21 protein-coding genes and 1 other RNA gene are annotated in these 20,618 nt (G+C 52.8%); 10 read left to right on the top strand and 12 right to left on the bottom strand.

What is annotated here, in order from left to right:
* Positions 1–27: 27 nt before the first annotated feature.
* The 8 genes from B5D58_RS07905 to B5D58_RS07870 all read right to left on the bottom strand — a co-directional run bounded on the left by B5D58_RS07905 (position 28) and on the right by B5D58_RS07870 (position 9,109).
* Complete coding sequence (locus B5D58_RS07905; protein ID WP_011112437.1) at positions 28–1,251, bottom strand: ABC transporter permease; 1,224 nt, start codon at positions 1,249–1,251, stop codon at positions 28–30.
* A complete protein-coding gene (locus B5D58_RS07900; protein WP_011112436.1) occupies positions 1,248–2,000 on the bottom strand; it encodes an ABC transporter ATP-binding protein in 753 nt (250 codons plus the stop codon). The genes B5D58_RS07905 and B5D58_RS07900 overlap by 4 nt, the downstream gene beginning before the upstream one ends.
* Positions 2,000–3,145 (bottom strand): efflux RND transporter periplasmic adaptor subunit, encoded by a 1,146-nt coding sequence (locus B5D58_RS07895; RefSeq protein ID WP_011112435.1) that lies wholly within the window; start codon positions 3,143–3,145, stop codon positions 2,000–2,002. Before B5D58_RS07895 ends, B5D58_RS07900 begins: the two co-directional genes overlap by 1 nt.
* Before the next feature lie 74 nt (positions 3,146–3,219).
* The gene (locus B5D58_RS07890) at positions 3,220–4,773 is read right to left on the bottom strand and encodes a M48 family metalloprotease (protein ID WP_011112434.1); all 1,554 of its coding nucleotides are present in this window, start codon (positions 4,771–4,773) and stop codon (positions 3,220–3,222) included.
* 64 nt (positions 4,774–4,837) lie between these two features.
* The gene (locus tag B5D58_RS07885; protein WP_011112433.1) at positions 4,838–6,445 is read right to left on the bottom strand and encodes an NAD+ synthase; all 1,608 of its coding nucleotides are present in this window, start codon (positions 6,443–6,445) and stop codon (positions 4,838–4,840) included.
* Positions 6,446–6,493: 48 nt separating this feature from the next.
* Positions 6,494–7,870, bottom strand: coding sequence for a phosphomannomutase/phosphoglucomutase (locus B5D58_RS07880; protein ID WP_011112432.1), 1,377 nt, complete (start codon positions 7,868–7,870; stop codon positions 6,494–6,496).
* A 64-nt stretch (positions 7,871–7,934) separates the two neighbouring features.
* Complete coding sequence (locus B5D58_RS07875) at positions 7,935–8,147, bottom strand: zinc-finger domain-containing protein (protein ID WP_041356810.1); 213 nt, start codon at positions 8,145–8,147, stop codon at positions 7,935–7,937.
* 38 nt (positions 8,148–8,185) lie between these two features.
* On the bottom strand, positions 8,186–9,109 hold the full coding sequence (locus tag B5D58_RS07870) for a branched-chain amino acid transaminase (protein WP_011112430.1): 924 nt from the start codon (positions 9,107–9,109) through the stop codon (positions 8,186–8,188).
* A gap of 218 nt (positions 9,110–9,327) precedes the next feature.
* Here B5D58_RS07870 and nadB point away from each other — a divergent pair, with 218 nt between their 5' ends.
* The 8 genes from nadB to B5D58_RS07830 all read left to right on the top strand — a co-directional run bounded on the left by nadB (position 9,328) and on the right by B5D58_RS07830 (position 16,058).
* On the top strand, positions 9,328–10,911 hold the full coding sequence (gene nadB / locus B5D58_RS07865) for an L-aspartate oxidase (protein WP_011112429.1): 1,584 nt from the start codon (positions 9,328–9,330) through the stop codon (positions 10,909–10,911).
* A gap of 112 nt (positions 10,912–11,023) precedes the next feature.
* Positions 11,024–11,218, top strand: a complete 195-nt coding sequence (locus B5D58_RS07860; RefSeq protein ID WP_011112428.1) for a hypothetical protein — start codon at positions 11,024–11,026, stop codon at positions 11,216–11,218.
* Between the two features lies 1 nt (position 11,219).
* Positions 11,220–11,534: a cell division protein ZapA gene (locus B5D58_RS07855; RefSeq protein ID WP_011112427.1), complete on the top strand. Its 315-nt coding sequence runs from the start codon at positions 11,220–11,222 to the stop codon at positions 11,532–11,534.
* 60 nt (positions 11,535–11,594) lie between these two features.
* A non-coding RNA gene (gene ssrS, locus B5D58_RS07850) (6S RNA) lies at positions 11,595–11,773 on the top strand.
* 50 nt (positions 11,774–11,823) lie between these two features.
* Entirely contained in the window at positions 11,824–12,285 is a 462-nt protein-coding gene (locus tag B5D58_RS07845; protein WP_011112426.1) for an EVE domain-containing protein, read from the top strand.
* A 79-nt stretch (positions 12,286–12,364) separates the two neighbouring features.
* On the top strand, positions 12,365–13,165 hold the full coding sequence (locus B5D58_RS07840; protein WP_011112425.1) for a sulfite exporter TauE/SafE family protein: 801 nt from the start codon (positions 12,365–12,367) through the stop codon (positions 13,163–13,165).
* Between the two features lie 37 nt (positions 13,166–13,202).
* Positions 13,203–14,537: a DUF3422 domain-containing protein gene (locus B5D58_RS07835; protein WP_011112424.1), complete on the top strand. Its 1,335-nt coding sequence runs from the start codon at positions 13,203–13,205 to the stop codon at positions 14,535–14,537.
* A gap of 63 nt (positions 14,538–14,600) precedes the next feature.
* The gene (locus B5D58_RS07830; RefSeq protein ID WP_011112423.1) at positions 14,601–16,058 is read left to right on the top strand and encodes a catalase; all 1,458 of its coding nucleotides are present in this window, start codon (positions 14,601–14,603) and stop codon (positions 16,056–16,058) included.
* Positions 16,059–16,382: 324 nt separating this feature from the next.
* Here B5D58_RS07830 and B5D58_RS07825 read toward each other — a convergent pair whose 3' ends face one another.
* The 4 genes from B5D58_RS07825 to B5D58_RS07810 are packed head-to-tail and all read right to left on the bottom strand — an operon-like array spanning position 16,383 to position 19,333.
* Positions 16,383–16,757 carry a YidH family protein gene (locus B5D58_RS07825; RefSeq protein WP_011112422.1) on the bottom strand — a complete coding sequence of 125 codons (375 nt, stop codon included), beginning with the start codon at positions 16,755–16,757 and terminating at the stop codon, positions 16,383–16,385.
* Between the two features lie 56 nt (positions 16,758–16,813).
* Positions 16,814–17,512 carry an RNA ligase family protein gene (locus B5D58_RS07820; protein WP_011112421.1) on the bottom strand — a complete coding sequence of 233 codons (699 nt, stop codon included), beginning with the start codon at positions 17,510–17,512 and terminating at the stop codon, positions 16,814–16,816.
* Complete coding sequence (locus B5D58_RS07815) at positions 17,505–18,047, bottom strand: hypothetical protein (RefSeq protein ID WP_011112420.1); 543 nt, start codon at positions 18,045–18,047, stop codon at positions 17,505–17,507. Before B5D58_RS07815 ends, B5D58_RS07820 begins: the two co-directional genes overlap by 8 nt.
* Complete coding sequence (locus B5D58_RS07810) at positions 18,044–19,333, bottom strand: AAA family ATPase (protein ID WP_011112419.1); 1,290 nt, start codon at positions 19,331–19,333, stop codon at positions 18,044–18,046. The genes B5D58_RS07815 and B5D58_RS07810 overlap by 4 nt, the downstream gene beginning before the upstream one ends.
* 158 nt (positions 19,334–19,491) lie before the next feature.
* Between B5D58_RS07810 and B5D58_RS07805 the strand changes: the two genes are divergently transcribed.
* On the top strand, positions 19,492–20,169 hold the full coding sequence (locus tag B5D58_RS07805; RefSeq protein WP_041356809.1) for an epoxyqueuosine reductase QueH: 678 nt from the start codon (positions 19,492–19,494) through the stop codon (positions 20,167–20,169).
* 244 nt (positions 20,170–20,413) lie between these two features.
* Positions 20,414–20,618: helix-turn-helix domain-containing protein (locus B5D58_RS07800; RefSeq protein ID WP_143779558.1), on the top strand; the 205-nt coding region annotated here is incomplete at its 3' end.

Genomic DNA, 20,618 nt, shown 5'->3' with positions numbered 1-20,618 from the left:
CTGGTCCGAGTACGGAATGCAGTACAATCATTCGTGGCGCAGGGCTTCCACCGGTTTGAGTGCAGCAGCTTTCCGGGCGGGATACAGGCCAAAGAAAATGCCGATAATCGAGGAAAAAGAGAATGCCAGGGCGATCATTCCCGGTGTGATCACAATTTCGAGTTCGGCAATTCGGCTGGCCAGCCAGGCTCCCCCGATTCCCAAGGCGATACCGGTGATCCCACCCAGGATACAGATCATCAGCGATTCCAGCAGGAACTGAGTGAGAATCATCCGCTGATTTGCACCGATTGCCATACGGATGCCAATTTCACGAGTACGCTCCGTGACGGATACCAGCATGATATTCATGATGCCAATACCTCCCACCAGGAGAGAAACCGAGGCAACTGCGCCCAGCATCCATGCCATGACCCTGGCAGTGTTGCTTGCCACGGAAGCGAGTGCAGTCAGATTGCGAACGGTGAAATCGTTTTCCATATGGGCGCTAATACGGTGGCGCTGACGCAGCAGGCGGGTGATTTCTGCTTCGGCGGCTTCCATGCTGTCTGCCGTTTTTGCCCGAACTGTCATGTGATTGATCGATCCGGGGAACTGGTTGCCGATGATCTGCCGTTGTGCGGTGGTGAGCGGAATGAATACGTTATCATCCTGGTCACGTCCTGAAAGGCTTTGGCCTTTGGCAACCAGAACGCCGACAACTGTGAACGGCCGGTTGGCAATCCGGACAATCTTTCCTACTGGATCTTCGTTTCCGAACAAGCTGTTTGCTGTGATCTGGCCCAGCACGGCTACGCGGGTGCCGGAGCGTAAATCTCCTTCGGTAAAGATCTCGCCATCGGCCATTTCCCAGTTGTTGACGGAAAAATAGTCCGGGGTGACGCCTGTCAGCACGGTGCTCCAGTTGTTGGCACCGTAGTTGAGCTGTGCGGTACCTGAAATCACCGGTGCGGTTGCATCGACCATGGGCAATTCTGCAATCGCGTGCGCATCCTGTACGGTCAGCGTTTTGACACTGCCGCTGCCCCAGCGCAGTCCGCCGGATGAAGTTGCGCCGGGCATGACGATCAGCAGATGGCTGCCCATTGAGGCAATGGCACTGTTGATGCTGGTTTGTGCGCCCTGTCCGATGGATAGCATCAGTACCACTGCAGCCACGCCGATGATCATGCCGAGCATGGTGAGCGCAGTTCGCAGGCGGTTGGTCTGCAGTGCCCGCGTGGCCTCACCGATGATAGTCAGTAAATTCATGATTTGGAAAGAGGAACGACTGGTTTGGCTATCGGCCTGTCTTCAATGATTCGCCCGTCCTTGAGCCGGATCAGACGGCGAGTCCAGGCAGCAATGTCTTCTTCATGCGTAACGATGACGATCGTCATGCCTTCTTCACGATTGAGGCGGTCGAACAATTGCATGATTTCGTGGCTGGTTTGGGTATCCAGATTGCCGGTAGGTTCATCCGCAAGGATGAGTTGCGGCTGATTGATCAGTGCCCGACTGATGGCGACACGCTGTTGCTGTCCCCCGGAAAGTTGGCCGGGTTGATGCATGACAAACTTTTCCAGCCCGGTTTGCTGCAGCAGCGACATTGCCCGGCGACGACTTTCTGCCCGGCTGTAACCTGCGTATAGTAATGGAATGGCCACGTTATCCAGCGCAGTCATGCGCCTGAGTAGATTGAACCCCTGGAATACGAAACCGATTTGCCGGTTGCGCACGCTGGCGAGCTGATTGCCGGAAAGGGTTGACACATCGTGTCCTGCTAGCCGGTAGTGGCCGCTGGTAGGCGTATCCAGACAGCCGAGTATGTTCATCAGAGTGGATTTTCCGGAGCCGGAATGCCCCATGATTGCGACAAACTCCCCACGCCGTATCGTGAAACTGACATCGAACAGTACCTGCAGGTTGAGGGAGGTACCGGCGTGGTTACCCAGCCGGTAGATCTTGCAGAGCTTTTCCACCTCAATCAAAGGTTCACTGGAACCGCCGGGATGGATCATCAGAACATCCTGAATCTAAAATTGCTGGCAGCCGACTTATCCTGTTTTTTACCGATCATTTCTTCGATGATGAGCGGATCGTTCACATTGAGTTCATTGGAGAGAATTTCAGTGAAATTACCGTCGGTAATGCCGGTGGTTACACTGATCGCTACCGGCCGATTGCCCTCCAGCCGGTAGAGCAACCGTTTGCCAGGTTGTGTTTCCGCTGTGGCGATCAGTTCTTCCAGACTGGGTTTATAGCGCAGGGCGGCATTGGGTACACGCAATACTTCTGTTTTTTCGTTGACGATGAAACGCACGTTGGCCGTCATCCCGGGCAGCAGAGTGCCCTCTTCATTGATGACGGTTGCGATGACATTGTATGTCACCACGTTTTCCTGAACCGTGGGGTTGAGGCGTATCTGCTTGACGATGGCAGAGAATTCGCGATCCTGGAACGCATCCACGGTGAATACCATCGTCTGGCCGGTATGGATCTGACCGATATCTGCTTCTGCCACACTGATATTGATCTGCATCTGTTTCAGATCACGCGCGACCTGAAACAGGGTGGGTGTCTGGAAATTGGCGGCAACGGTCTGCCCGATATTGACGTTCCGGGCGACGACGACACCGGAAATGGGTGAGCGGATGATACTGTAATCCAGGTTGGCCTGATCACGTGCAACCTGTGCCTGGCTGACGATGACCTGTGCCCGTGCAGAATCGAGTAATTCTTTGACTTCATCCATTGCTTCTTTCGAGAGGAAGCCTTTTTCAATCAGGTTACGGCTGCGGTTGGCTTTATTGATGGTGACCGATAAGGCAGTCTGCGCACTTTTCAGACTGGCCTCGGATTGCTGCAGCTGCGCATTGAGCAGAGCCGGATCGAGTTTTGCCAGGATCTGGCCGGTTTTTACCTGATCATTGAAATCGGCGAACAGCTCGATCACCCTGCCGGAGATCTGTGTGCCGATATCGACCAGTTCCAGCGGGGTGAGCGTGCCATTGGCGGATATCGTGCGCACGATATCTCCCTGGTCGGCAGCCCGGGTTGTATACCGTATTTTTCCGGATTCCCCCTGTAGTGAGAAATAACCGTAAATGACACTCGTAAACAGGATGATCAGGAAAAGAATGATTTTTCTGCGTGAGCTGAACATGAAAACAATACCTTATATCGAATGAGGCGTATCGGGCCGCTGAATTTTTAGCAGAAGAAATGACCGAATGGAATCTATTTTTTTTCTTTCTCTGCAGCCACGAATTCCTTGATCTGTCGCAGACGTGCTTCCACGCTGGATAATTGGTAGAAATTATCATGTTTATGGCGCAAAGCGATCTGGAGCTGCTCTATTGCTGCCCGCAGATTACCTTCGCGGATCAGGGCCTCGGCTTCAGCCTGATGTTGCAGCAAGGCATTTCCCAGTGCGGCATGGCACTGGGCTGTAAGCCGGTAAAGCCGGATATCGTCATGGATGAACTGGGACTGGCCATTGATGAAATCCAGCGCAGCCTGTGCATCCTTGTGTTGCAGCAGTGCATCGGCGTAACCGTAAACCAAAGCGCGATAATGCGGGAAGGATTGCAATGCAGACTGATACAGCCGGAAAGCGTCATCGGTCTGCCCACTGGCAAATTTGACGCGTGCTGCAAGCGTTTCAATCATGGCAGCGGATTGCAGATAATCCCCATCCACCTGAATAGATTTTCCCAGACGATGATTCTTGAGTGACTGGGCCGAAGAATCGGATTGAATGGTTCGGTAAAGCGTATTCAATTCCTCATCTGCCTGTTTGAACTGTCTCGCACGCAGCAAAGCCTGGATCAGGCCGTATTGTTCTGCAATTTCGTTGATATAGCGTTTATCCTGCAGACGTGCCTTGAATTCATTGATGACTGAAGCCGGATTACCGCGGGAAGCACGGATCTTGGCGCGAACCAGATGAAATTCCAGGCTGTCCGGCACCTGCCGGTAACCCAGCTCCTGAGTGCGATTCTGAATATCGGCGATACGTTCATGCGTGACCGGGTGAGTCATGAGGTAAGAAGGCATGCCATTTTCGTAATAGCGGCTGGCATGCTGCATGCGCTCAAAGAAGGATGACATGCCGTGCGGATCGAACCCGGCCTTGATGAGCATGTTGAATCCGACACGATCGGCTTCTTTTTCATGCTTGCGGGTGAAATTCAGCTGGGATTGTATGGCGCTGGCTTGAGCGGTGGCCAGGACTGCCTGGCCGGCATTGGGGTTGGAGCGGGAAGCAAGAATGGCGATGGCCAGTGCTGCGATCGACCCGAGTAGGCCTAAATACGAGGTTCCGGAGATCATTCGGGCAAGATGCTTTTGAGTAACGTGCGCAATTTCATGCGCCATGACGCCGGCCAGTTCCGATTCGTTCTGTGCGGCGGTGATCAGGCCGCTGTGAAATCCCACGAATGCGCCCGGGAGGGCAAAAGCATTGATCGAGGAATCATTGATGGCAAAAAATTCGAACGGATTGTCCGGATTGGTCTGGCCTGAGGCAGCAATCAGCCGGTTGCCCAGCCGGGTCAGGTAATCGGCAATTTCAGGGTCGTCCAGATAGCTGGAATCCGCGCGGATCTCGCGCATGATCTGTATGCCGATCTGTCGCTCCTGGTGAGGGGTGACGCTGGCCTGGGAAACATCACCCAGATCGGGCAGTTCTTGTCCAAATATATGGGCAGGGAACAGCAAGGGCACAATGATGAGAAGGTAGCGGAATTTCATATCGCGTTTGATGGTTGCTGGCAGATCGAGTTCCATCATATCGGTGAACCGACTTGTGATCCTGCAGCTGGCCCGGTGAATACAGTAATGTCATCCGGGCAGCTCAATCTGGAAACCCGGAAGTCAGCGGGAATCGCCATGATCGGCCGAAATCACGCCGGGTGATCCGGATACCGGGCGCTGCTTGTCGGCGTTTGTATTCACTGGAATGGATCATGCGCAGCACGCGCCGAACGGTTTCCTCAGGATAGTTCATAGCGATGATTTCTGCTGCCGACAGATCGTTTTCCACGTACGCCTCGATGATTGCATCCAGTACATCGTACGGCGGGAGGCTGTCCTGATCGATCTGGCCCGGGCGCAACTCAGCCGAAGGCGGGCGTTGCAGAATACGTTGCGGAATGATGGGTGAAATCTGGTTGCGATAATGGCAAAGCCGGTAAACCAGTGTTTTGCTGACATCCTTGAGTATCGAAAATCCGCCGGCCATATCTCCGTATAACGTGCTGTAACCCACTGCGGTTTCAGATTTGTTACTCGTTGGCAGCACCAGCATGCCGGACTGGTTGGCCAGTGCCATCAGTAGTGTTCCGCGGATACGAGCCTGCAGATTTTCTACAGTGGCCGAAGTACCGGAATCAGAGCAAGCCTGCAACTCAGCCTGTAACGCCTGCTGGAACTGATCGAACAATCCGGTAATCGGTATCCCGGCATGGCGCACCCCCAGGTTGTCTGCCATGGTCTGTGCATCCTGAATACTGATATCGGCGGTATAAGGTGAGGGCATCATCACGGTTCTGACTCGTTCGGCACCGAGGGCATCCACTGCGATTGCCAGTACCAGTGCAGAATCAACACCACCGGACAGACCGATCAGTACGCCAGGCAATCTGTTTTTGGTGATGAAATCGTGCAGACCCAAACGCAACGCGGTGTAAATACTCCCGGCCTGATCCGGCAAGGTAGAACATTCTCCGAAGATCGACTGATTACCGTGAATCGCGATCAGAGCGAGTGCTTCCTGAAAAGCGGGCAGCTGACAAACGAGTTTACCGCTGTGATCCATCGCGAATGAAGCACCATCGAACACCAGCTCATCCTGCCCGCCGACCGGATTGATATAAACAGCAGGCAGCCCGGTTTGTGTGATCCCCTCGCGCAGTATCTGATAACGGTCGATCTGGCTGTCGATGGAGTAGGGAGAAGCATCCACGGCCAGCAGAACCTGGGCACCGGCAGCATGTAGTGACTGCAGATGAGCCGCATGCCGGTAATCGGAACCGGTCATCAATCCAAAAAGTATACCGCTGCATTCAAACGTGCAGAGTGAGTTGCCGGCGCTGAAATAACGACGTTCATCCTGTAACCGGTCAGAGAACAAATGCTGTTTGCAATGTGTCGCCAGCAGGCGGCCGTCCCGGACGGCGGAAACGGCATTGAACAGATTGCCATTCATATTGTGAGGGTGCCCGACGATCAGCGTAACATCGTACACCTGTGCGGTAAGCTCTGTCAGCGCCTGATGGCAGGCTTGTACAAACTCCCTGCGCAACAGCCAGTCTTCCGCGAGATAACCGCATAGCGACATTTCCGGAGTGATGACCAGATCAGCACCGGCTTCCCTGGCTTGCCGGCAGGCATGCAGTATTTTGAGTTGATTTCCGCGCAGATCACCTGGCGTACAGTTGATCTGTGCAAGCGCGATCTTCACGGCAAAAAGAGATGTAAGAAGAACTGCCGGTAAGCGGCTGATGCCCGGTCAGAAGGGTAGGGCTGCATCCGGCCTGGCTTGCAGGATGACCCGGCGGAAATCCTGCTGAATGCGTTCCAGCGCAGCCCGATTATCCGCCTCGAAGCGCAATACTGCGACCGGCGTGGTGTTGGATGCCCGGATCAGACCGAATCCGTCTTTGTATTCCACTCGCAAGCCATCGATCGTAATGACCTGGTCGGCTTCAGGAAAATCTGCATCGCGCTGAAGCTGGGCGATCAGGGCATGATTTTCTCCTTCCTTGAGCTTGATCTGCAGTTCGGGCGTATTGATCGTATCGGGCAGGGCGTGCAGTACCGTAGCCGGATCAACCTGTTTGCTGAGCAATTCCAGCAGACGTGTACCGGCATACAGACCATCGTCGAATCCGTACCAGCGTTCCTTGAAAAAAATATGGCCACTCATTTCACCGGCCAGTAATGCACCGGTTTCCTTTAGCTTGGCCTTGATGAAGGAATGCCCCGTTTTCCACATGACTGGCTTACCACCATGCCGGATGATCCAGGGTGCCAGTGTGCGTGTGCATTTGACATCATAGATGATCTGACCGCCAGGGTTCCTGGACAGTACATCGGCAGCAAACAGCATGAGCTGGCGATCCGGATAAATGATGCTCCCGTCTTTGGTGACAACGCCCAGACGATCACCATCGCCGTCGAAGGCAAAACCGATTTCAGCATCGGTGGTAGCCAGCGTCCGGATGACATCCTGCAGATTTTCCGGTACTGAAGGATCAGGATGATGATTCGGGAAGGTGCCATCGACTTCACAAAACAGTTCGATTACTTCGCAGCCCAACCGGCGATAAAGTTCGGGCGCCAGCACACCGGTGACACCATTGCCGCAGTCAACAACGATCTTGACCGGCCGGGCAAGTTTGACGTCAGCGATGATTCGTTGCAGATAGCTTTGTACGATGTCATGCTGACGATAACTCCCTTGTCCGTGCTGGAAGTTAGCTTGCTCGATACGCAGACGCAGTGACTGGATTGCTTCTGCCGCCAGCGTTTCGCCACCCAGTACGATTTTGAGACCGTTATATTCAGGCGGATTGTGGCTGCCGGTCACCATGACTCCCGAGTAGCCGCATAATTCGTGTGCGGCGTAGTACAGCACCGGGGTGGGGACCATACCCACATCGATGACATCGATTCCACTTTTGCGGATGCCGTTCGTCAGTGCCTGCGCCAGCTCCGGCCCGGACAGGCGGCCATCGCGGCCGATCGCGATGGTGGTAAGCTGACGCTCGCGTGCTTCAGAGCCAATGGCGTGGCCGATAAGTTCTACTGTTGCTGGTGTCAGCGCAGTTTCTACGATGCCACGGATGTCATAAGCCTTGAAAATTTCAGGTGCGATATTACTCATGCAATGACGACTCCCGGGTTCGGATTAAATGATGAATGGCAGGAAGGCCGGATGCCTGTCCATGTCATGAATGATGATGATCCGGATTTGGCGTACCTTTCAGGATATATTGCGTACTGCAGTAGGGACACATGGCGCTGCCGGTTGCTTCGATCTCGAGAAAAACGCGCGGGTGCCAACTTCTTGCATCCATCAATGGATTCGGGCAATACAGCGGCAAATCATCCGGGCTGATTTCGATTTCTTGTGGATAAGCGGGTGTAGAAGAAGTATTCATTGGCAATTTCATCTGTTCAACAGTTAAACATAATGCGTCTAATCGGCGTAATGCAGCCAATCTGCATGTTTGTCTGATTTGCCGTTGACGCAGTCAAAAAATGCGGTTTGCAGTTGTTCGGTGACAGGACCGCGTTTACCGTTACCAATCATACGACAATCCAGTTCACGGATCGGCGTGATTTCTGCTGCCGTACCGGTAAAAAAGGCTTCATCCGCGCAGTAGACTTCATCACGGGTAATCCGTTTCTGAATGACCTCGATACCGGCTTCTTGCGCCAGTTGAATGACCGATGCACGCGTGATGCCTTCCAGACAGGCTGTCAGATCAGGTGTGTAAATCTTGCCTTTTTTGATGATGAAAATGTTTTCACCGGAACCTTCCGCGACATAACCATCCACGTCCAGCAGCAAGGCTTCCTCATAGCCGTCCTGTGCAACTTCCTGATGCGCCAGGATCGAGTTGGTATAAGTGGCGACCGACTTGGCACGGCACATGTTGATATTGACGTGGTGGCGGGTGAACGAGGAGGTTTTGACGCGAATCCCGTTTTCCAGCGCATCTGCGCCCAGGTAGGTTCCCCATGACCAGGCAGCGATGGCGACGTGGACGGACAGGTTCTTGGCGGATAATCCCATGGCTTCCGACCCGTAGAAGACGATTGGACGAATATAGCCGGAGGTTAACCTGTTCTGCCGGACGACATCCAGCTGTGCCTGTATCAGCGTGGGCTGATCAAAAGGGATTTTCATTCTGAAGACATGTGCCGAGTAGAACAGACGTTCCGTATGCTCGGGCAGACGGAAAATGGCCGGCCCCCCGGGTGTCTGATAGGCGCGCAACCCTTCGAATACACCCATTCCATAATGCAGGGTATGGGTAAGTACGTGGGTCGTGGCATTGCGCCACGGAACCATCTCTCCGTCATACCAGATAACCCCGTCACGGTCCGCCATCGACATGCTGAAACTCTCCTGTGTTAAATTTGTAAACTGAATGACGGGAAGTGTCCGTCAGCCGGATCATCCGGCGCTTCCCCAAAAACCTTGCTGTATTCTAGCGTATTTTTGCCGGCGGCAATGCCGGCAGCACGCGATGGATTCGAAACCATGGCAAAAAATGTGATAATTTCGGAAAGCAGATTCACTCTTCCATCATTTCTGAGCAGTCAACGTTATTCATGCAACCACTTCGTTTCGATGCACTGATCATTGGCAGCGGTCTGGCCGGGCTGACACTTGCCCTGAATCTCGCAGAAACCCAAAAGGTCGCGCTGGTGACCAAGCGGACATTGCATGACAGCTCCAGTGCCTGGGCGCAGGGGGGGATTGCCGCCGTGCTGTCGATCGAAGATTCACCGGAGGCACATATCCGCGATACGCTGATCGCCGGTGCAGGTTTGTGTAACGAAGCCATGACCCGTCATATCGTGGAAAACGGTCCACAGGCTGTCAGATGGCTGATTGCCAGAGGGGTCGATTTTACGCGGGATGATCACAATGAAACTGGTTATCACCTGACTCGTGAGGGTGGTCATAGTGTGCGTCGCATCATTCATTCTGGTGATGCCACTGGTAAAGTGGTGCAACTTACACTGACCAGACAGGCAGCACAACATCCGAATATCACCGTGCTGGAGCACCACATTGCAATCGATCTGATCACCAGCGAGAAATTGTCTCATGCCGGGGAAAATAACCGCTGCTACGGCGCTTATGTGCTCGATATCCGCGCCGGAAAAGTGCGCACGATTGCGGCACGTAATACGATTCTGGCCACCGGCGGTGCGGGTAAAGTTTATCTCTATACCACTAATCCCGATGTATCTACCGGGGATGGTATTGCCATGGGGTGGCGTGCGGGGTGCCGTGTTGCCAATATGGAATTTGTCCAGTTTCATCCCACCTGCTTGTATCATCCGCATGCCAAGTCCTTTCTGATCACTGAAGCAGTGAGGGGGGAGGGGGGTATACTGAAGCTGCCCGATGGTGAGCGTTTCATGCTTCGGCATGATGAACGGGCCGAACTTGCTCCGCGTGACATCGTGGCGCGTGCAATCGACTTCGAAATGAAAAAACGCGGGCTGGATTGTGTATTTCTGGACATTTCCCACCAGCCAGCCGATTTTCTGGTGCAGCATTTTCCAACTATTTACAAGCGTTGTCTGGAACTGGGCATCGACATCACTCGTGAGCCTATTCCGGTCGTCCCGGCAGCTCACTATACCTGTGGCGGGATCATGACCGATCAATGCGGACGGACTGATCTCGACAATCTGTATGCCATCGGTGAAACGGCGCATACCGGTCTGCACGGCGCCAATCGCCTGGCCAGTAATTCTTTGCTGGAATGTCTGGTCACTGGTCTTTCGGCGGTCGAGGATATTCTGGTTCGCTCTCCTGCGCCAGATCTGCTGTTACCGGACTGGGATGAAAGCCGTGTGACCGATGCCGACGAGGAAGTCGTGATTTCCCATAACTGGGACGAGTTGCGCCGTTTTATGTGGAATTATGTAGGTATCGTGCGTACCAGCAAACGTTTGCAGCGGGCGCAACACCGCATCAGGCTGCTGAGTGAGGAAATCGGTGAGTACTATTCCAATTTCCGGGTGACCAGTGATTTGCTCGAACTGCGCAATCTCGTGTGTACTTCCGATCTGATCGTTCGGAGCGCAATGCTGCGGCACGAGAGTCGCGGACTGCACTTCAGCCGGGATTACCCTGAAATACTGCCGCAGGCCGTTGACACGATCTTGTCACGATAATGATAAAAAATCAGCAAGGGTTGTATGTGCTCTTTGTGGTGGTGCTGCCATGCAACGGATATGATCAGCGGATAAAGTGCTTCATTCCGTGCCGGTGGGAACGGAATCGCTGATGGATGATGAATTGAAGTCGCTGGAAGACAAGATCGGCTTGCTGATCAGGTTGTATCAGGAAACTCGTGAGGAAAATGCCAAATTGTATCGTCTGCTTGAAAATGCGGAGGCGGTAAACCGTCAGCTTGCCGAGCGGATGCAAACCGCAGCCGAACGCCTCAAGGTTTTACTGAATAATCTGCCCGAGGGTTGAAGTGAACAAAGATACTGTTTTGAATGTAACCGTAATGGGGCGGGAATTTCGTATCCATTGTCCCGGGGAAGAACGTGAAGAGTTGCTGCTCGCCGTTTCCTGTCTCAACAGAAAAATGCAGGAGATAAAATCTGCAGGAAAAATTGCCGGAACGGAACAGATTGCCATTGCCGCCGCCATCAGCATGACCCATGAATTGCTCAGTATCCGTTCACAGCGTGGTTTTGACATGAATGAATTTAAGCGTAGAATCGAGTTGCTGGAGTGCAGGGTGAGTGACGCGCTTACCGACCAGGGCATTTATAAGAATTCATAAGAATAAAATCGAATAATTTAGCGCGGCGTGTATTGTGTGCCAGAGCAATTACAACAGATTTAATCCCTGCGGTGTTTGTCAAGGTTTGTATTCTTTGAACCAATTCGTTGTATCTGGCTGCCAGTCAATGGTCGCTGTTGTGCGTACTCTCTCGTGGAGCATGCCTGATGCGGCCGACAGGCGGCCACTCTTGAACCTGTGGTTCAAGATAACAACCTGACGGCATTCGCGGGGACCCCTCTTTTCTTTTAGTAGTTTCAGTTCTCTCCCTATTCATATTCGTAAAAATATGCGTTACTGGCTGATGAAATCAGAGCCGTCGGAAGTGAGTATCGATGACCTTGCTGCTCGGCCAGGGCAGACCGTACCTTGGGATGGTGTGCGCAACTATCAGGCGCGTAATTTCATGCGCAACCAGATGCAGCCTGGAGATCTGGTTTTCTTCTATCATTCGAGCTGCCCCGAACCAGGTATTGCCGGCGTCGTCGAAGTTTCACGGCTTGCTTATCCGGATGAAACACAGTTCGACTCGGCCAGCAAATATTTCGACCCAAAATCGACGCGCGAGAATCCGCGCTGGTTCAATGTCGAAGTCCGGTTTCTTCGTAAAACCCGGTTGCTTTCCCTTAGGGAGCTGCGCAGCTATCCTGAACTGGCCGGTATGCGTATCCTGCAGAAAGGTAACCGGCTGTCCATTACTCCCGTCGATCCATCGGAATGGAAATTCATCGAAGCAAAGCTGCAGTCGTGATGCCATGCACTTGCCTGTTCCTGATATTTTCATGCTTGTGCATCAGGATAGCTGAAATCACCAGTGAGATATCCCAAGTATGGAAGCATGGCCGGTTTACCTGCTGACAGGGAGTGCAGTCGGTTTCTTTGCGGGATTGCTGGGCATTGGCGGCGGTCTGCTGATGGTGCCGATACTGGCTTCCGTTTTCATGTCTCTGGGTTTTCCGGCTGACCATATTCTGCATATCGCACTGGGAACGACGACAGCGATCATTACCCTGACCGCGATTTCCAGCCTGCGTGCTCACCATGCCCATGGTGCCGTGAACTGGTGGATCGTGCGCTATATTACGCCTGGAATCATTGCGGGTGCGCTGGCTGGTTCCACTCTGGCCGGCCAGTTGTCGAGCCGGATATTGGGTATCATTTTCGTTTTGTTCATCTATTTCGCAGCCACGCAAATGTGGCTCAATCTCAAGCCGGGTACGGGTCATGTTCTGCCGGGAAAAGCCGGTATGTTTGCTGCCGGCAGCGTGATCGGTGCGTTATCCAGCCTGGTGGCAATTGGCGGGGGATTACTGACGGTACCGTTTCTCACTGCTTGCCAGATCCGGTTGCACCATGCCATCGGTACGGCAGCCGCTGTCGGGTTTCCGGTTGCGCTGGCCAGTGCGGCGGGCTATGCCATCAATGGTCTGCTGCTGACACAGCCGCTGCCGGATTATGCACTGGGCTATATTTATCTGCCTGCTCTGATCACGGTGGGGTTGGCGAGTACGGTGACAGCACCGCTGGGGGCCAGAGCGGCACATGTTCTGCCGGCAGCGTTACTCAGAAAAATTTTTGCAGGTTTGCTCTATTTGCTGGGAACCAAGTTGTTGCTGGATTTATGGAATTAGTACCGGATTTTCAATTATTAGAAAAATTTTTCAGATTATGACCGACAATTTGTTGAAATACGGGCCGCTGGGTCTGCCGGAGTATTCCGAGCGACGGTTACTGCATACCGAGCTGAATGCAGATGTTTATGAACTGGTCAATATCCCGTTACAGCTTTCTCATCTGGTCTTGCTTTCAGACCGACAGTGGGTGAACAGGGAGCGTGAGCTGATCGTCCAGATTTGTGAACATTTCGGTATCCGGATGCTCAATGGCGCCTTCGATCAGTTGAGTGTCGAACTGGGTGGTTTTCAATTGCGTTGGGAACGGCATACGGAATATTCCACTTATACTTTCTATAGTGAAGGCCCGTTCGAGGTACCTTTTGCTCAGCCTGCCATCGCCCATGTTCCTCCGGAATGGCTGGAGAAACTGCCAGGAGAAGTGCTGGTCGCTACGCATATTGCACTGGAAGACCGCAGGCGCCCCAGCCGCAGCATGAGTGAGCTGTCCTCCCTGTTTTCCTCGAACACGGTGATCGGCTCCAAGGTTTCGGCAGGGAGCGCCAGTGTCTGGAGTGATAACCAGATTCATCCGGATGGATTTACCCGTTTTCTGATTCATGATGATAACTTGCGCAGCCGCCAGGTTGGCAGGCTGGTACAGCGTCTGCTCGAGATCGAGACTTATCGTATGCTGGCGATTCTGCCGATGACCATGACGCGCGAAATCATTCCCCAGCTGGAAAGATATGGCGATCAACTGACAGAGCTGATATCAACCAATATCGCGCCCAACTCTATCGAAGATGAACAGCTGCTACTGGTAAAACTGACTGCATTGGCTACAGAAATCGAAAGAATCTCTGCTCAGTCCAGTCATCGTTTCAGTGCATCGCAGACATATCACACGATCATGCAGCAGCGAATCACAGAATTGCGTGAAGAGCGTATCGAGGGACTGCAGATGTTGTACGAATTCAGAAAACAGCGGGTTACCTCAGCCATGAGTACCTTTGATCTGGTCTGGTCCAAACTTGAAACACTATCACTACGTGTAGAACGGGCGACTTCGATGCTGCGCACCCGGGTGGATATCTCGATGGAATCGCAAATCCGGGATCTGCTCAGGTCGATGGATACCCGGGCGTATCTGCAACTGCGTCTGCAAGAGACAGTGGAGGGCCTGTCAGTGGTCGTACTGAGTTACTACCTGCTCGGTATTACCGGTTACGGGCTGAAAGCCGCCAAGGCGGCAGGGCTGAATATCGATATCGAACTGATGACCGGTATCGCGATACCGGTCATCGTGACCATCGTGTTTTTCGCAATCAGACGGTTCCGCCGGATAGTAAGTAAATCAGCTTTCGGTGAGAACAAAGGGGGGGAGTAAATACACACTGGAAAGAAAGGTGAAAAGAGGGGTATGAACATTACTACTTGAAGGAGAGTGAAAATGGATGATGCCAAAAAGAAGCTGACCACCAGTGCCGGTGCACCCGTAGCGGATAATCAGAATGTCATGACTGCCGGTCCGCGCGGCCCGATGTTGCTACAGGATATCTGGTTTCTCGAGAAACTTGCTCATTTCGATCGTGAAGTGATCCCGGAGCGGCGGATGCACGCTAAGGGATCCGGTGCCTACGGTACCTTTACAGTGACGCACGATATCACTCGTTACACGCGGGCAAATATTTTTTCTCAGATCGGGAAAAAAACCGACCTGTTCGTTCGCTTTTCCACGGTGGCGGGAGAACGGGGCGCTGCCGATGCAGAGCGTGACATTCGCGGTTTTGCCATCAAGTTTTATACTGAAGAAGGTAACTGGGATCTGGTTGGCAACAATACGCCGGTATTTTTTCTGCGTGATCCGCTGAAATTTCCGGATCTCAATCATGCCGTCAAACGCGATCCACGAACCAATTTGCGCAGTGCGCGCAACAACTGGGATTTCTGGACGCTGCTTCCTGAAGCATTGCATCAGATTACCATCGTCATGAGTGACCGCGGTCTGCCTGCAACCTATCGGCACATGCACGGTTTCGGCAGCCATACTTTCAGTTTCATCAATGCCCGACAGGAACGTTACTGGGTGAAATTTCATTTCAGAACACAGCAGGGTATCAAAAACCTGACCGATGCCGAGGCGGAAGCACTGGTCGGCAAGGATCGGGAAAGTCATCAGCGTGACCTGTACGAAAGCATTGAAAATGGTGAATTCCCGCGCTGGACATTATTTGTGCAGATCATGCCGGAAAGCGATGCAGCCAGTCTTCCCTATAATCCGTTTGACCTGACCAAAGTCTGGCCGCACAAAGACTATCCGCTGATCGAAGTTGGTGTGATGGAATTGAATCGCAATCCGGAGAATTACTTTGCTGAGGTCGAGCAGGCTGCGTTCAATCCAGCCAGTGTCGTGCCGGGAATCAGTTTTTCACCAGACAAAATGTTGCAGGGGCGCTTGTTTTCCTATGGGGATGCGCAGCGTTACCGCCTGGGTGTCAATCATTATCAGATCCCGGTTAACGCCCCCCGCTGCCCTTTCCATCATTATCATCGTGACGGCGCCATGCGGGTTGATGGCAATCAGGGTAGTACCCTGGGATACGAGCCCAATAGTTACCAGGAATGGCAGCAGCAGCCTGAATATGCAGAACCTCCGTTAACGCTGGAAGGCGCGGCTGCACATTGGAATCACCGAGTAGACGAGGATTACTATATTCAGCCGGGTAATTTATTCCGGCTCATGAATTCCTCGCAGCAACAAGTGCTATTTGACAATACCGCTCGTTCCATTGGAGAGGCACCACGGGAAATTCAGATTCGGCATATCACCAACTGTCTGAAGGCGGATCGTGCTTATGGTGAAGGCGTTGCCAGGGCTTTGGGAATTGCGTTGAGCGAAGTGGATTAAATCTGGTGCAATGAGCTTCAAAATGAATAAGGCCGGCAGCTTGACTCGACGATGCAGCAGGCAAGAGCACAAAGTGTGTGACCGGGGGTGTAGAGCCGAAAATCGTGTTTTGTCTCGCTCGCCGGCACCATCCTGGAGGCATCGCCGGTTTGCAGTGCGCGGAAGTAGCATACCCGTGATGCGCCCGCTTGTCAGCGCCGGCCGGTTAAGAAACAGCTATGTTCTGGCCGGGGGCGCAAACGGGTTGCTCCACTTTCCTGTGATCCGGACGAACCCGGCAAGGATAAACAGGATGATCACGGTGCGAATGCTGGACATGGATGGTTAATGTAAACGCCACCACCAGAGTGCCAGGGCCAGTATCAGCCCGAGTATTGCTACTGCCAGATTGACCAGCAGCCCCCATTTTGCCGCATAACCGGGCGGGAATTCATCTGGTGTCAGTGTTTTAAGAATAACCGCGTACTGGCGGGCAGAATAGACTGAGGTAATGGCACCCAGAACAATGAATGCCAGACCCAGCCAGAACATGGCTGCCAGCTGGTCCGGGCCGATGATTCCGGGCGAAATGGCACGTACCAGTTTGCCTGCACGTTCCACCACGAATCCAAATGCAATGAGAGACAAACTGGTCCGGTTCCAGGCAAGTAAGGTCCGTTCGGCAGCAAACAGCACTCTTGGATCTTTCAAATCCGACACATCATTCTCCCCGATAGCTGACCCCGGTTTTTATCATCACACAAGGCCGATGGCCGTCATGAGCGTTTTACTGATCCGGCGTGCACCAGATTCCACTCGATTGACCGGCTGCGCCAGTGATCCTCGATAGCCTGAACAAATTCCCGGTTGACCAGTTTCGCCCGGCTTTCACACCAGAGAGGCGAATCACAGCGAATGACGATACCTTCGACCTTGCCACTGCGGTAACGGCTTTGTGCATCATCGAGCAGCTGGACGAGCTGGTTGCACGTTATCTTTGTGCGTTTGAGCAGCGGTACGGTGGTGATATTCAATTTCTGAGCGAGCTGGTTGCGCCGCTCCACACTCCAGAACTTGCCTGCTTCCCGGTCGTAAACGTCGAACAACAGAAACCAGTCAGGCAGCTTGTTATAGTCGAGCGAATGCCGGGCGGCACACCATTCGCCGAATAGAATCATCTCCGGTGTCAGAGTGTGTTTGAGGATTTCTCCGTGCTGGCCCAGCCAGCTGTTCAGGCGGGAAAACTGGCCGGAAAAAGGTTGTGGCAGATACTGGCCGCGATTCTGGGCGCGCAGCTCGCCATGTTCATCCAGCGAAATGCCCAGGTTGGCGCCATCCAGTTTTTCCTCGATCAGCACTTCATCCTGCAGCAAGGCCGCTATTTCGGCATCGGATAGAATCTTGTCATCTCTGGGCTGGCCTTGTCCCAGCCAGAGCAGGTGAGGAGTATTGGGGAAACGGAAAAAATCAGTCATGGTTTTGTTTTCTGTGTGCTTTCTCTGCATGTTTTGCGCGTGACCAGCCTTCAATAATGGGTTCGATAGAAAGCCCCGCTTGTATCAGCGTTTGTTCCCAGTCATGCCAGTCAGTATCACCGGCGAAGGCGATCGCACTCTCGCCGTGGCATTTTTGCGCTTCCAGTGCAGCGGCAACCATTTTCCGGTCGGCCAGATCGTGGACCACTGAATCCAGCGGCGGTGGCAGCACAGCATGGCCGTCCGTATCGTATTGCACATCCACATTATCCACTGCCGCCATGCTCCATTTGTGGATTACGACCTGAATACCGTAATCGTTGAATCCGAGCTTGCGATCGTATTCTTCCTTGATTTTACCGGCGGAATCGAGCACCAGTCGTGCCGGACTGCTTTCAAATTCGACCAGCCATTGCCACACCCGAAATCTGAGTGCAGGATCCTGCGGTGTCGCGTCGATGTCCTTTGGGGCAACCGGATCAGCCACACTGGCGGTGATCAGCACATTGGTGTCCACCACATAACGCGGTTTCATTTTCTGTGCTGCTCCTGATGGCGAGTGTGCATCAATCGCGCCTGTTCGCGTGTTTCACCCAGTGCATCGCCAAAGAAGTATTGCGGCCAGTTGCTCACCCGGCCGAATTCATCGACTTCCAGCCTGCGCAATGCCGCATTCCCCGCAGCACTTTCCACAAATAGCAGGGCAATTTGTTCGACGGAGGTGTTTTTGCGCGCAATCAGTGTTTGCATGCGGCGGAACAGATGTTCCGAATGGGTTTCCACGATGAACTGGATGCGGCGTGAACGGCTCAGTGCCACGAAAAATTCGGCCAGTACCGCTTGTGCCAGCGGGTGAAGATGCACTTCGGGTTCTTCCAGGATGACGGTACTGCCTGCCGGAGCAAAATAGCCTGCCACCAGTACCGGCAGCACCAGCGCTACACCCATGCCGACATCACGCAGATTGGTGATGGTTCCACCCTGATGCACCACGATTTCGTAGCGGGCGGAGCGGCCCACCTGCCGGATTTCCAGCCTCTCTGCCACTTTCATTCTGTTCAGCCAGAAGGAAACCTCATCCAGAATTTCATTCTGTTTGTCATTTTTGATCAGTACACTGGAGAGCAGTATATCCATGGCACGGTGACCGTCACTCTCGATCTGACCGGGAGTCGTTTTGTTCCATACGTAATCACGTTCCGGTTTGCGTCGAAGCGGGCCCAGATAGCAGATATTTTCCAGTTCGCGCCGGATGGCAAGACTAATATCTTCAGCGAGAGCGCCAGCGCTGCCCAGCGCGACGATGGCGGCGGCGGGGAGTGCAACGGAACGCTCCGGTGCAAGCTGCTCGCCTTTGGCGCGCGGTCGGGTTTCATCATCAGTGAAGATTGCGTAGCTTCCCTTTTCTCGCCGTATCGCGCGGAAACGATGTTCAGCAGCGGACAATACCAGTTCCTGAATCGCAGTGACGCCAGTTGCCGTTTGCCGATAGCCGCAGGAAAACTCGCCGCTGTTTATTCGTGATTGTCCGGCAGTCCGGAAGGTAAATGTGATCGAGAACTCGCGCGGAGAAGATGTACCGTGTTTTATTACCTCATCGAAATGGCCAAAATCGAACAAATCACTGATTTCATCTCCACCCAGGTTGAGGTGGATCGAACGATCCGGAGATTGCACCGTTTGTTTCAACAGCAGCAGGCTCTGGATAAGTGAGGATTTACCTGATGAATTGGTGCCCAGCAAAACGGTAACTGGTTTCAGCGTAATCATGCCGGTGTCTTGCCAGGCTTTGAAGTGGGTCAGTCTCAATGAAGTGAACATGATCTTCTGATTGAAGTTCTATGATGGTTTTCTGTCGATTCTATCATCAGGGAGTTTTACAGACTCCCGGGTCTATAATAGTGTTGTGGATTGTCTGGAAAAACCGGATGCCGGAGTGAAAGCCTGTCCCGGATAAGTCGGAAGAAGGTTGAAAATCAATGAATAACTGTGTTGCGGGTAAATTGAAAATGGAACGTGAAAAACTGGAACTGCCGGAGAACGGTAAAAAGTTACTGCTGCACTCCTGCTGCGCACCCTGTTCGGGTGAAGTCATGGAAGCCATCGTTGCTTCCGGAATCGATTTTTCCATCTTTTTTTACAACCCGAATATCCATCCGCGCAAGGAATACGATTTACGCAAGGATGAAAATATCCGTTTTGCCGAGAAGCATGGTATCCCGTTTATCGATGCTGATTATGACATGGATGACTGGTTCAAACGGGCAAAGGGAATGGAAATGGAACCTGAACGCGGAATCCGTTGCACCATGTGTTTCGACATGCGGTTTGAGCGTACGGCTTTATATGCCTATGAAAACGGATTCGATGTCATTTCCAGCTCGCTGGGTATTTCCCGCTGGAAAAACATGGATCAGATCAACGACAGTGGTGTCAGAGCAGCAGCGCAATATCCGGGGATCACTTATTGGACGTATAACTGGCGCAAAAAAGGAGGTTCTGCGCGCATGCTGGAAATCAGCAAACGGGAGAAATTCTATATGCAGGAATACTGTGGCTGCGCTTATTCGTTGCGAGATACCAACAAATGGCGAGTGGAGCATGGCAGAGAAAAAATACGGATCGGGGAAAAGTATTATGGTGATGTCACTGAGTAAATCCTGAAATTCCTGAAGTTACGATGCTGACAACGGTGGAGTGCTGAAGAGATTTGATGTGTGTTACACGATCTGCTTATTGGTGCCTTGAAAAGAAAATCTCCTGATGATATGGATTCACACCATCAGGTGTAGTAGTTCAGATTTGATCTGACAGCAGGTCTTGCCAAGAGGTGGGATTACCCGGTTTGATAGAGGTGCGAATCTTTATCAACCAAACGCGAAAGCGTAAAGGAGTAATCCCATGAGCAGTGTTCATCATAAAATCATTAAACACAAGATTGGCTTGCTTAATCTGGCAGCTGAGCTTGGCAATGTATCCCGTGCCTGTAAGGTGATGGGTTTTTCTCGCGATACTTTCTATCGCTATCAGGCAGCTGTGGAAACAGGAGGTGTTGAAGCTCTGATAGATGCAAACCGACGTAAGCCCAATATCAAGAACCGTGTAG

This window comes from Nitrosomonas europaea, from assembly GCF_900167395.1.
Classification (GTDB): Bacteria; Pseudomonadota; Gammaproteobacteria; order Burkholderiales; family Nitrosomonadaceae; genus Nitrosomonas; species Nitrosomonas europaea.
This window is presented reverse-complemented; position numbering and strand designations above follow the sequence as displayed.

What these genes read in the sequence shown, in the direction of transcription:
- B5D58_RS07835 (WP_011112424.1), top strand. Translation starts at nt 13,203, where the DNA reads ATGACCGACAATTTGTTGAAATACGGGCCGCTGGGTCTGCCGGAGTAT.
- B5D58_RS07805 (WP_041356809.1), top strand. Translation starts at nt 19,492, where the DNA reads ATGAATAACTGTGTTGCGGGTAAATTGAAAATGGAACGTGAAAAACTG.
- B5D58_RS07860 (WP_011112428.1), top strand. Translation starts at nt 11,024, where the DNA reads ATGGATGATGAATTGAAGTCGCTGGAAGACAAGATCGGCTTGCTGATC.
- B5D58_RS07815 (WP_011112420.1), bottom strand. Translation starts at nt 18,047, where the DNA reads ATGAAACCGCGTTATGTGGTGGACACCAATGTGCTGATCACCGCCAGT.
- B5D58_RS07905 (WP_011112437.1), bottom strand. Translation starts at nt 1,251, where the DNA reads ATGAATTTACTGACTATCATCGGTGAGGCCACGCGGGCACTGCAGACC.
- nadB (WP_011112429.1), top strand. Translation starts at nt 9,328, where the DNA reads ATGCAACCACTTCGTTTCGATGCACTGATCATTGGCAGCGGTCTGGCC.
- B5D58_RS07900 (WP_011112436.1), bottom strand. Translation starts at nt 2,000, where the DNA reads ATGATCCATCCCGGCGGTTCCAGTGAACCTTTGATTGAGGTGGAAAAG.
- B5D58_RS07895 (WP_011112435.1), bottom strand. Translation starts at nt 3,145, where the DNA reads ATGTTCAGCTCACGCAGAAAAATCATTCTTTTCCTGATCATCCTGTTT.
- B5D58_RS07820 (WP_011112421.1), bottom strand. Translation starts at nt 17,512, where the DNA reads ATGACTGATTTTTTCCGTTTCCCCAATACTCCTCACCTGCTCTGGCTG.
- B5D58_RS07875 (WP_041356810.1), bottom strand. Translation starts at nt 8,147, where the DNA reads ATGAATACTTCTTCTACACCCGCTTATCCACAAGAAATCGAAATCAGC.
- B5D58_RS07810 (WP_011112419.1), bottom strand. Translation starts at nt 19,333, where the DNA reads ATGTTCACTTCATTGAGACTGACCCACTTCAAAGCCTGGCAAGACACC.
- B5D58_RS07880 (WP_011112432.1), bottom strand. Translation starts at nt 7,870, where the DNA reads ATGAGTAATATCGCACCTGAAATTTTCAAGGCTTATGACATCCGTGGC.
- B5D58_RS07870 (WP_011112430.1), bottom strand. Translation starts at nt 9,109, where the DNA reads ATGTCGATGGCGGACCGTGACGGGGTTATCTGGTATGACGGAGAGATG.
- B5D58_RS07840 (WP_011112425.1), top strand. Translation starts at nt 12,365, where the DNA reads ATGGAAGCATGGCCGGTTTACCTGCTGACAGGGAGTGCAGTCGGTTTC.
- B5D58_RS07890 (WP_011112434.1), bottom strand. Translation starts at nt 4,773, where the DNA reads ATGATGGAACTCGATCTGCCAGCAACCATCAAACGCGATATGAAATTC.
- B5D58_RS07830 (WP_011112423.1), top strand. Translation starts at nt 14,601, where the DNA reads ATGGATGATGCCAAAAAGAAGCTGACCACCAGTGCCGGTGCACCCGTA.
- B5D58_RS07845 (WP_011112426.1), top strand. Translation starts at nt 11,824, where the DNA reads ATGCGTTACTGGCTGATGAAATCAGAGCCGTCGGAAGTGAGTATCGAT.